At 61.9% G+C, this 11,909-nt stretch carries 7 protein-coding genes; 4 read left to right on the forward strand and 3 right to left on the reverse strand.

What is annotated here, in order from left to right:
* Positions 1-19 precede the first annotated feature (19 nt).
* A complete protein-coding gene (locus tag ACZ6WW_RS11285; RefSeq protein ID WP_465274263.1) occupies positions 20-1,540 on the forward strand; it encodes a DHA2 family efflux MFS transporter permease subunit in 1,521 nt (506 codons plus the stop codon).
* Between the two features lie 72 nt (positions 1,541-1,612).
* Here ACZ6WW_RS11285 and ACZ6WW_RS11290 read toward each other — a convergent pair whose 3' ends face one another.
* Complete coding sequence (locus ACZ6WW_RS11290) at positions 1,613-2,137, reverse strand: acyloxyacyl hydrolase (protein WP_465274264.1); 525 nt, start codon at positions 2,135-2,137, stop codon at positions 1,613-1,615.
* A gap of 185 nt (positions 2,138-2,322) precedes the next feature.
* Here ACZ6WW_RS11290 and ACZ6WW_RS11295 point away from each other — a divergent pair, with 185 nt between their 5' ends.
* From ACZ6WW_RS11295 to ACZ6WW_RS11305, 3 genes are all read left to right on the forward strand, one after another.
* The gene (locus ACZ6WW_RS11295; protein ID WP_465274265.1) at positions 2,323-2,895 is read left to right on the forward strand and encodes a DUF2239 family protein; all 573 of its coding nucleotides are present in this window, start codon (positions 2,323-2,325) and stop codon (positions 2,893-2,895) included.
* A 49-nt stretch (positions 2,896-2,944) separates the two neighbouring features.
* Positions 2,945-4,387, forward strand: coding sequence for an MATE family efflux transporter (locus ACZ6WW_RS11300; protein WP_465274266.1), 1,443 nt, complete (start codon positions 2,945-2,947; stop codon positions 4,385-4,387).
* Positions 4,388-4,520: 133 nt separating this feature from the next.
* The gene (locus ACZ6WW_RS11305; RefSeq protein WP_465274267.1) at positions 4,521-5,195 is read left to right on the forward strand and encodes a class I SAM-dependent methyltransferase; all 675 of its coding nucleotides are present in this window, start codon (positions 4,521-4,523) and stop codon (positions 5,193-5,195) included.
* A gap of 144 nt (positions 5,196-5,339) precedes the next feature.
* Here ACZ6WW_RS11305 and ACZ6WW_RS11310 read toward each other — a convergent pair whose 3' ends face one another.
* Together ACZ6WW_RS11310 and ACZ6WW_RS11315 are read right to left on the reverse strand one after the other, a co-directional pair.
* Positions 5,340-8,498 carry an efflux RND transporter permease subunit gene (locus tag ACZ6WW_RS11310; protein ID WP_465274268.1) on the reverse strand — a complete coding sequence of 1,053 codons (3,159 nt, stop codon included), beginning with the start codon at positions 8,496-8,498 and terminating at the stop codon, positions 5,340-5,342.
* A gap of 244 nt (positions 8,499-8,742) precedes the next feature.
* A complete protein-coding gene (locus tag ACZ6WW_RS11315; protein WP_465274269.1) occupies positions 8,743-11,904 on the reverse strand; it encodes an efflux RND transporter permease subunit in 3,162 nt (1,053 codons plus the stop codon).
* Positions 11,905-11,909 lie beyond the last annotated feature (5 nt).

Consider the following 11,909-nt stretch of genomic DNA (forward strand, 5'->3'; position numbering starts at 1 on the left):
AGCTTTCGCAAAGAACGCTATGAACACACCATTTCGTCCACCGAGCATCGGGCTGTCCACGATCGGCCTGTCGCTGGCAACCTTCATGCAGGTGCTGGACACGACGATCGCCAACGTGTCGCTGCCCACGATCGCCGGCAACCTGGGCGTGAGCGTCAACCAGAGCACCTGGGTGATTACCTCGTTCGCGGTGAGCATGGCGATCGCGCTGCCGCTCACCGGTTTTCTCACCCGTCGCTTCGGCGAGGTGAAGCTGTTCATCTGGTCGACGCTGCTGTTCTCGCTCGCGTCTTTCCTATGCGGCATTTCGCAAAGCATGGGCATGCTGATCTTTTTTCGCGCGATCCAGGGTGCCGTGGCCGGACCGATGTATCCGATCACGCAGAGCTTGATGATCTCGATCTACCCGCCGGCGAAGCGAAGCATGGCGCTGGCGTTGCTGGCGATGGTGACGGTGGTCGCCCCGATCGCAGGCCCGATCCTGGGCGGCTGGATCACCGACGACTATTCATGGCCGTGGATCTTCTTCATCAACGTGCCGATCGGCATCTTCGCCAGCATGGTGGTGGCCAATCAGATGAAGGGTCGCAACGACGTGCTCTCGCGGCCGAAGATGGACTATGTCGGCCTGATCACGCTGATCGTCGGTGTCGGCGCCTTGCAGATCGTGCTCGACAAGGGCAATGACGAAGACTGGTTCAACTCGACCTTCATTGTGGTCACGGCGCTCATTTCGGCCATCTCGCTGATCGTGTTCCTGATCTGGGAACTGACCGACAAGGAGCCGATCGTCGACCTGAAGCTGTTGCGTCACCACAACTTCCGCATGGGCACGATCGCCCTGGTGCTGGCCTACGCGTCGTTCTTCGCGATTGGCTTGCTGGTGCCGCAGTGGTTACAGCGCAACCTGGGCTACACGGCGACGTGGGCAGGCTTTGCGACCGCGCCGCTGGGCATCCTGCCGGTACTGTTGACCTTCATCGTCGGCAAGTACGCCACGCGCTTCGATCTGCGCCTGCTTACCTCCTGCGCGTTCCTGATCATGGGTACCACCTGTCTGCTGCGTTCGCAGTTCTATCTCGATATCGACTTCTATCATGTCGCGATGGTGCAGTTGCTGCAGGGCCTGGGCGTGGCGCTGTTCTTCATGCCGGTGACGACGATCCTGCTGTCGGATCTGCAGCCGCACGAGATCGCTGCCGGCGGCGGCCTGGCCACCTTCCTGCGCACCGTGGGTGCGAGTTTCGCGGCGTCGTTGACGACCTTCATGTGGGACCGTCGCGCGATCGTGCATCACTCGCAACTGACCGAGCACATCACGCCGTACGACCAGAGCACGCAAGCGACGTTGTCGCAGTTGGGCGACAGCCAGCACACGATGGGCGTGATCGAGCAAATGATCACCCAGCAGGGCTATCAGATTTCCTTCAACGAAGTCTTCCGCGCGCTGGGCTGGATCTTCTTCGCGCTGATCATCGTGATCTGGATGGCGCGTCCGCCGTTCTCGGCAAAGGCGGGTGCGGGCGCGGGCGGGCACTGATGGAACGACTGCTCTGAGGCATAAAAAAAACGGCCCATCAGGGCCGTTTTTTTTGCGCCAGCGGAGCGATGCTTACAGATTGAACGCCAGACCCACCAACGCCATGGTCTCGCCACGGTTCGGATCGTGGATGCCGCCATTGGAAATATGACGCACCTGCAGGCTCCAATGCTTGAACTGGTAACCCACCGTGTTGACGAACTCGCCGGTGCTGCTCAGAGCCACCGTCTTGCCGCTCAAGACCGCAACCTGGGGCGCCCAGAAAAAGCCGTGGTACCAATCGTCGTCGTCACCGTACTGGAAGCGCACGCCGCCGGCCGCCAGCTTCACGTCGTCGGTGGTACCGAACTTCGTGTAGCGGTAGCGGGCGATGTCGCGGCCATTGATATAGCCGAGCGAAAAATCGCCGGCCCAGGTGAAATTGCTGTGGCCGAGCTGGCGGTCGTTGAGGACCAGTTCGGCAAAGCCGACGTTTGTGCCGTAACTGTCCATGTAACTGCGACCGCCCTGAATTTCCAGGCGCGCGGCGGCGGCCGGAACGGCCATGCCAAGGAGAGCGAGCGCAACAGCACTGCGGACAAAAGTCGAGGAACGCATTTTAAAAATCCTTCGCTTGAAGAGCTTTTTGTGTACTTAATAGTTTATTAAAACGGGTTGACGTTAAGTGAAGCTTTCGGCGCTGAATTCAAGGACTCTGTGTTGCATTTCTCGAACGCTCTCCCGGCATTGACTTGCCAAATTACCCGGGTATTATTCGTCAATAATTTTGACCGGGTAAAACGATGGGCGTCCCTGCTACCTGCACCGCGTTCGTCGGTTCTCGACGGATTGCTTCAGGCTCCCTGGCCGAGGTCGTTCTGGCCACCAAGCGCGTCGTCGATGCGCGATCGAACGAGCCCGTGCTGATTTTCGATGACGTCAGCGCACACCAGGTCGAGATCGATTTTCGCGGCAGCACGGACGATGTGCTGGCGCGCCTCGACGAGGGCAAGGCAAACCGTGGCCCGGGGCGCCCCAAGCTCGGCGTTACCGCGCGCGAAGTCACCTTGCTACCGCGTCATTGGGACTGGTTGGCCGAGCAGCCGGGCGGTGCTTCTGCCGTATTGCGACGCCTGGTCGAAGACGCGATGCGTCATGGTGGCGCGAAGCTGCGCGCGCGGCAAGCGGGCGAAGCGGCAGACCGTTTCATGCGCACCATGGCCGGCAATTTTGCCGGGTACGAAGAGGCCTCGCGTGCGTTCTGGCGTGGTGAGATCGAGCGGTTCGATACACTCATTGCCCCATGGCCGGTCGATGTGCGCGATCATCTGCGCAAGCTGGCTGCGATCGCCTGGGACGAAAGCGCCACTTCGTAAGTTCGACGCAAGCCTTATCCATCTTTTCCTTTAGAGCGAAACTGCATTCATGTCGTCCCCTCACGCGCGCCGGCCCTTGCTGACCGAAGGTCCGATCGCCAAGACCCTGCTGCTGTTTGCCTTGCCGATTCTCGGCAGCACGGTGCTGCAATCGCTCAACGCATCGGTCAATGCGATGTGGATCGGCCACTACCTGGGCGAGTCCGCCCTGACCGCCACCAGCAATGCCACGCTGATCCTGTTCCTGCTGCTCAGCGCCGTATTTGGCGTCAGCATGGCCTGCACCATCCTGGTTGGGCAGAGCCTGGGTGCGCGCAATGTGCGCGAAGCCAAGCGCGTGGTCGGTACCAGCGCGGGGTTCTTCCTGGTCATCTCGGTCGTCATCGCCGCATTGAGCTATGTGTTCACGCCGGGCTTGCTGCGCGCGATGGGTACGCCAGCGGATGCCTTGCCCTACGCGGTGCCGTATCTGCGCATTATTTTTCTTGCGCTGCCGTCGATGTATTTCTACAACTTCATGATGATGACGCTGCGCGGCGCCGGTGATTCGCGCACGCCGTTCCTGTTCATGGGTTTGTCGGTGGTGCTCGACGTGGTGTTGAACCCGGTGCTGATCTTCGGCGTGGGTCCGTTTCCGAAGATGGGTATCGCCGGCTCCGCTACCGCGACGCTGATTGCGCAGACGGTGGCGCTGTTTGCCCTGCTCGGCACCTTGTACGCGCGCAAGTATTTTCTGCGCATTACCCGGGCGGAGCTGGGTTTCCTGAAACCCGATCTGACGATTCTGCGCGCCTTGATCTTCAAGGGCCTGCCGATGGGCCTGCAGATGATCGTGATTTCCTCGTCGGCGATCTTGATGATGCGCCTGGTCAACGGCTTCGGCTCGCAGACCACCGCGGCCTACGGTGCCGCCACCCAGCTATGGAACTACGCGCAGATGCCGGCCATGGCGATCGGTGCGGCGGTGTCCTCGATGGCAGCACAGAACGTCGGTGCACGCCTGTGGGATCGTGTCAGCCGCATCGCCATCACCGGCGTGATCTACAACTTTCTGCTCGGCGGGACACTGGTCGGTATCATCTACCTGTTCAACGAGCCGGCCTTGAATCTGTTCCTGCCCGGCGACAGCGTTGCCCTGGGGCTGGCCGAGCATCTCAATGCGATCGTGGTGTGGTCGTTCCTGTTCTTTGGCGTGACCTTCGTGCTGTTCGGCGTGGTGCGCTCGACCGGCGCGGTATGGCCGCCGCTGATCATCCTGACTATCACGATGTGGATGGTGCGTCCGCCATTTGCATTGAGCTTGATGGCGAGCATAGGCGCGGATGCAATCTGGTGGAGTTTTCCGCTCGGCTCGTTGCTGTCGATGCTGCTGGCGATCGGCTACTACCGCTGGGGCGGTTGGCGCCATGCGCATATGCTGGTGGGCCCCGCTAAGCCTGGCAGCTTGCCGCCCGTGCCGACCCAACCCGCACCGGCTCAGATGACCGAATAGACTTGACGTTACAGACAGTAAAAAAGGGCGCCGTTAGCGCCCTTTTTTGTGCGCGCATCCAGGCTTCGCGCATAGGCAATCTGCGAAGATATACGTTCGAACGACTCGTCTTTCTGCTGGATCCCCTCTCCCCATGTCTGCTCCTAATGCACTCGATCCTCAAGCCGGCGCTGCCGTCTATTCCCCATTAGTACTGAAACTCTACGACGCCTGGGTACTGGGCATCTCCAACAGCTACGCCTGGCAGTGCCCTACCCGCCGTGTCCTGTTGCCGTTCTATCGCCAGCATGCCGGCCAGCGCCACCTGGATGTCGGCGTGGGTACCGGGTATTACCTCGCAAACGCCGGTTTCGACGCCGGGCGGCAGATCACCTTGCTCGATCTGAACCCGAACAGCCTGCATGCCGCGGCACGGCGCCTGGGTCGTGCGGATACCAAAGTTGTCGTACAGGACGTACTGCAACCCACGGTCGGTCTAGGCGACAACAAGTACGATTCGATCGCACTGTTCTACCTACTGCATTGCTTGCCCGGCACGATGGTCGAGAAATCACGCGTTTTCGAAAATTTGAAGGTGCACCTGCCCGACGATGGTGTGCTCTACGGTGCGACAATTCTTGGAGATACCGCTGGGCACAACGGCTTGGGTCGCAAGCTGATGGATGTCTATAACAAGAAAGGCATCTTCGGAAATCGTGGGGATACGCTCGAGGCGTTGCGCGATGGTTTGCAAAAGCACTTTGACGATGTGCGGCTCAGCCAGCACGGAAAGGTAGCGTTGTTCGCTGCGCGTGCGCCCAAGCACTAGCTGCTCTGCCGAATTCGTGGGTCGCAACTGAAGTCGCTCCTACAAGATAGCGACGTTTTTCTAGTTTGTGGGAGCGACTTCTGTCGCGACAAGCCGTGACATAACGGATGTCGCTATCGAAGCCGCTCCAGCAAAGCCTCAGGATCAGGCGTTCTGGTTGCTCAGTTTCAATGCCCGCCTGGCGGCACGCCGCTCGCGCCGTGCCTGTTTGCGTTGCTTGCGATCGTAGTTCCAAAGATAAATGGCCGGGGTACTGAGCAGGGTCAACAGCTGCGACACCAGCAAGCCACCGACGATCGCAATACCCAGCGGTTGGCGCATCTCCGAACCGACGCCGAAGCCGATCGCCAACGGAAGCGCGGCGCCCATCGCCACCAACGTAGTCATGGTGATCGGTCGGAAGCGTACGAGGGCCGCCTCGCGGATCGCGTCGGGCGCGGGCAGGCCACGTTCGCGTTGCGCCACCAGAGCAAAGTCCACCATCAGGATGGCGTTCTTCTTGACGATACCGATCAGCATCAGAATGGCGATGATCGCCATGACCGATAGCTGTGTCTGCGTGACCAGCATGGCGAGGAACGCACCGGCGCCAGCCGCCGGTAGCGTGGAAAGAATCGTCAGCGGATGGCCGAGGCTTTCGTAGAGAATGCCGAGCACGATATACATCGCCACGATCGATGCGCCGAGCAGGATCCAGCCGCTGTTTTGTGCTTGCTGCAGGCGTTCGTTCTGGCCGGTGAACTCCACATGGACGCCCACCGGCAGGTTGGCCGCGATCGCCGCCTGGTTCACCAGCGCGATGCCGCGATCCTGCGAGACGCCGGGCGCCAGGTTATACGTGATGGTCGAGGCTTCCAGCTGATTGTGATGGCGGATACCCATCGGGCTGATGTCGGGCGCGATCCTGGCGATGGCTGAGAACGGGATCATCTGCCCGGCCGCATTGCGCACGCGCAAGTTGAGCAGCGTATCGGGGCTGAGCGACTCGGCGTTCGACGAGGTCAGCACCACCCAGTACTGGTTGATGTCCGAATAGATGATCGACACCTGGCGTTGGCCGAACGAGTCGTACAGCGCGGAGTCGAGCATGCCCATGCCCACCTGCAACCGGCCAGCGGCTTCGCGGTCCACCTGGATCATCTGCTGCTTGCCGACCTGATCGAAGTTGCTGCCCACGTCGCGCATGTCCTTGAGCGTGCGCATATAACGCACCATCTTCAGCGTCCACGGTTGCAGATCGTCGCCATTGGTACTGATCAGCTGGAACTCGTACGAGCCGCCGCGATCGCCGCTGCCGCCGCCGCCGAGGAACTGCACCGGGCTCAGCGATACGCGAACGTTGGGCATCCGGTCGTACTGCTTGGACAGGCGGTCCATCACTACCTTGGCGCTGTCCTTGCGGTCGTTCGGACCTTTGCCTAGCGGTTTCAAGTCCACGAACATGGTGCCGGAGTTGCCGACCGCGCTGGTGCCGTCGTTACCGCCGAGACTGGTCAGCACATCGAGCACGGCGGGGTCCTTGCGCATGATCTCGGCCACGGCCTGGGCGCGCTGCGACATCAATGCCGGCGAGATATTGGTGTCGGCACGAATATCGCCCTGCAACATGCCGATGTCTTCCTCGGGCATGAACGTGCCGCCGGCGGTCTTGACCACCGCGACGCCAAGCACGACGGTCAACACCAGCAGCAGTGCCGGCTGCCAACGCATGATGCGCCGGTGACGCATCGCCCAGTCCAGCGCAGTTTCATAGGCACGATGCAGGCCGCGATCGAAGCGCTCCAGCGCTCGCTCGATACGTCCGGGCGGCTTGGCGCGATCCTGTTCGAGCTTCAGGAAGTAACCGCAGAACGCCGGGGTCAAGGTCAGCGACACCAGCGCGGAAATCACCACCGCCGCGGTCAACGTGACCGAGAACTCGCGCAGCAACATGACGATCATATTGTTGCCGAACAGCATCGGCGCGAATACGGCGATCAGCGACAGGGTGATCGAGATCACCGTGAAGCCGATTTCCCGTACGCCGGTCAAGGCGGCCACCAGCGGTGGCTGGCCGTTCTCCATATGGCGCACGATGTTCTCGATCACCACGATGGCATCGTCGACCACGAAGCCGATACACAGCACCAGCGCCACCAGCGACAAGGTGTTGAGCGTGTAGCCCAGAATCCACATTACGACGAAGGCGCCGGCCAGCGACAGCGGTACGCTGATCATGGCGATCATCGTCGGGCGCATCTGGCGCAGGAACACGAACATCACCAGCGCCACCATGCCGATGGAAATCATCAGCGCCGTCTGCACCTCGTGCAGCGCCGACTTGGTGGTCTGGGTCAGGTCGAAGATCGGGGTGACCACGACATCGGCGGGCATCCATTGCTTGAATCCCGGCAGCTTGGCGCGAATTTCTTCCACCGTGGCCACGGCATTGGCCTCCGGACGCTTGCTGATCTGCATGGCCACCGTGCGGCCGTCGTTGAACCATGCGGCCTGGTAGATATCCTGCTGGCCGCTGCTGATCCGCGCGACGTCCGACAGGCGTACCGGTATGTTCTTCTTGGTCGCAATGACGATCTGCGCAAAATCTTCGGGCGAGTGGATCGAGTCGTTGGCCACCAGCGTGGTCTGCGTGCGCCCGTCGGTCAGCGTGCCTTGCGGCGACGTGACGTTGGCGGCGCTCAACGCGTTGGCGACGTCGTTAGCGGTCAGGCCCTTGTTGGCCAGCGCGTTGACGTCGAGCTCGACGCGCACCGCATGCGGCGTACCGCCGAATACCTGCACCTGTGCCACACCGTTGATCTGCGCCACCGCGGGCTTGAGCAGTGTGTCGGTCAGGTCGTAAAGCTTGTCGGGCGGCAAGGACGTGGAGCGCAGCGCCACCAGCAGGATCGGAATCTGCGAGGTATCGAATTTGAAGTACTGCGGAGGACTGGGCATGCCCGAGGGCAGGTCGGCGGCGGCGGCGTTGATCGCCGCCTGCACGTCACGCGCTGCCTTGTCGGCGCTGCGACCCATGGTAAAGCGCACCTGGACGGTGGCCGAGCCTTCCGAGGCGTTGCCGTACATATCCTCGATGCCGGGGATGCGTCCAAGATGGCGTTCGAGCGGTGCAAGCACGGTCGAGGCCATCGTTTGCGCGCTTGCGCCCGGCATTTGCGCCACCACGAACACGCCAGGGAATTCCAGCGTGGGCAATGCGGCCACACCCAGCAAGCGATAGGCCCAGATGCCGGCCAGCAGCAGGCCGATCGCCAGCAGCGAAGTACCAACCGGTCGGCGTATCAGTGGCGCAAAGATATTCAAACGGATCCCCCGCGATGTGTAGATAAAGTGCGTTCCAGCACTTCTCGGTGCACGTGGCGTCGCAACGCCCCACGCTTTGAACGGCCCGATGATGATCGGTTCAATCGTGAATAGAGAAATGTGCCTTAAGTCCGGCCGTGCCGAAAGGCAGGGGCAGGCTGTTGGGAAGGGGATCGGTCAATTTGGCGCAAGTATATGGGCCGTCGACATAGGTGACAGGTGTTCGGGGACATGGGTTACAGGTTCAGGAATGGGCAGCGCCCAGCCCCCCGGCCTTCAGCCGCCGCCGCGCTTCCCGCCGCTGCCTGCGCGCCGTCTTGCGCAGCTTCCGATCGTGATTCCACAGATAAATCGCCGGCGTACTCAACAACGTCAGCAATTGCGACACCAGCAGGCCGCCGACAATCGCGATACCCAGCGGCTGGCGCATCTCAGACCCCACGCCGAAACCGATCGCCAGGGGCAGAGCGGCGCCCATGGCCACCAGTGTTGTCATGGTGATTGGGCGAAAACGCACCAGCGCCGCCTCGCGGATCGCATCGGGTGCGGACAGCCCGCGTTCGCGTTGCGCCACCAGCGCAAAGTCCACCATCAGGATCGCGTTCTTCTTCACCACGCCGATCAACATCAGCAAGGCGATGATCGCCATCAGCGACAACGGTGTACCGGTGACCAGCATGGCCAGAAAGGCGCCGGCGCCGGCGGCGGGCAGGGTGGAAATGATCGTCAATGGGTGCCCGAGGCTCTCATAAAGAATGCCCAGCACGATGTACATGGCCAGGATGGCGCCGATCAGCAGCACCCAGCCGTTCGAACGCGTCTCTTGCAGGTTCTGGGCATCGCCGGTGTAGCCGATCTGTATACCCGCCGGAAGCTGCGCGTTCGCCACCACGCTTTCGATCAGCCGCATGACCTTGTCCTGGGCGAGGCCAGGCGCGGTGTTGTAGTAGACCTGTGCCGCCTCCAGCTGGTTCGTATGGATCACGAACGAGGGCGTGATATTCGGCTCGATATGCGCCACCGCCGAGAGCGGGAACATCTGCCCGGCCGCGTTGCGCACATAGGTATTGAGCAGGGTGTCGGGGCTGAGCGAACGCTCCGCTGCCGACGTCAGCACCACCCAGTACTGGTTGATGTCCGAGTAGATGATCGATACCTGGTTCTGGCCGAACGCGTTGTACAGCGCCGAATCGACCATGCCCATGCCCAGCTGCAGGCGCCCGGCGGCGGCGCGGTCGACCTTGAGCATCTGCTGTTTGTCGATGCTGTCGTAGTCCGTCGTGACATCACGGAACTCCTTCATCGTACGCAACTGCTTGGCTACCTTCAGCACCCACGGTTGCAGGTCGACGTTATTGCTGCTGATCAGCTGGAAACTCTGGCTGCCGCGATTGCTGTCGCCGCCATTGTTGAAAAAACCGATCGAATTGAGCGATACGCGCAGTTCCGGCAGGGCGTCGTATTGCTTGGAAAGGCGAGTCATCACCTCCTTGATCGACTCGCGCCGCTGGCCCGGCTTGCTGCCGCGTGGCTTGAGGTCGATGAACATCGTCGCTTCGTTGCCCACCGCGCCGCCGGCATTGTCGCTACCGAGAAAGGTGGTGACGTCCTGCACGGCCGGATCGGCCTGCATGATGGCGGCGGCACGTTGCGCGCGTTCGGCCATCAGTGTGGGCGAGATATTCGCGTCGGCGCGGATATCGCCCTGGATCATGCCGATGTCTTCCTCGGGCATGAAATTGAAGCCGTAGAGCGTGACGATGCCAAACCCCATGCCCAGCGTCAGCACCAGCAGGATCGCCGGCTGCCAGCGCATCAGGCGGCGGTGGCGCATGGCCCAGTCCAGCGCACGCGCGTAGACGTCGTGCATGCCGCGGTCGAAACGTTCGAAGGCGTGGTCGAGCCGGCCATGCCGCACATCCGCGGCTTCGTGCTTGAGCAAGCGGCCGCACAGTGCCGGTGTCAGGGTCAACGAGACAATCGCGGAAATCACCACCGCCGCGGTCAGCGTGACCGAGAACTCGCGCATCAATTGGGTCAGCTGGTTATTACCGAACAACAGCGGCGCGAAGATCGCGATCAGCGACAGGGTGATCGAAATCACCGTAAAGCCGATCTCGCGGACGCCGTTCAAGGCGGCCGTCAAGGGCGGCTGGCCGTTTTCCAGGTGGCGCACGATGTTCTCGATCACCACGATGGCGTCGTCGACCACGAAACCGATGCATAGCACCAGGGCGATCAGCGAAAGCGTGTTGAGCGTATAGCCCAATGCCCACATCACCGTGAAGGCGCCGGCCAGCGACAGCGGCACGCTGATCATCGCGATCAGGGTGGGGCGCATGCGGCGCAGGAACACCAGCATCACCAGCGCCACCATCGCCACGCTGATCAGCAGCGCCACCTGCACTTCGTGCAGTGCGGACTTGGTGGTCTGGGTGAGATCGAAGATCGGCGTGATGACCAGATCGGCCGGCAGCCAGGAGCGAAACTCCGGCAGCTTGGCGCGGATCGCGTCGGCGGTGGCCACGGCATTGGCTTCCGGGCGTTTGGTAATGCGTACGCTGACCGAGCGATGGCCGTTGAACCAGGCGGCCTGATATTCGTCCTGCTGACCGCTGGTGACCTTGGCCACGTCCGACAGACGTACCGGCCGGCCGTTGCGGGTGGCAACCAGGATATTGGCGAAATCGGCGGGCTCCTTCAGTGCATCGTTCGCGGACAAGGTGAGCTGGGTGCGTCCGTCGGTCAGCGTGCCCTGCGGCGAGATGACATTGGCGGCCATCAAGGCATTGCGCACATCGAGCGACGTCAGGCTCATCGATGCCAGGGCGTTGTTGTCCAGCTCGACGCGCACGGCCTTGGGCCGGCCACCGATCACGCGTACCTGGGCCACGCCGGGAATCTGCGCAATGGCGGGCGTGATCAGGCTGTCGGTCATGTCATAGAGCTTGTCCGGCGGCATGCTGTTGGAGGTCAGCGACAGCAACAGCACCGGGATGTTGGCGGTATCGAATTTGAAATAACGCGGGGGAATCGTGAGGCTCGAGGGCAGATCCGGCGCGGCGGCGTTGATCGCCGCCTGTACATCGCGGGCGAGTACATCGGTGGAGCGGCCGTAGTTGAAAATCAGCCGGACCGAGGTGGAGCCGTCGTTGCTCTCCGAATGCATCTCCTTGATCCCGGGGATGCGGCCCAGGTGGCGCTCCAGCGGGGCGGCCACGGTCGAGGCCATGGTCTGCGCATTGGCGCCGGGCACCTCGGCGTAAACCGACATGCCCGGGAATTCCATCGAGGGCAATGCCGCGACACCCAGTAAGAGATACGCCCAGATGCCAGCGAGCGTCAGCCCGAGGGCAAGCAGGGACGTGCCGACCGGGCGGCGGATAAAGGGCGCAAAGAGATTCATGGGCG

It is taken from the genome of Dyella sp. NPDC103356, from assembly GCF_055584465.1.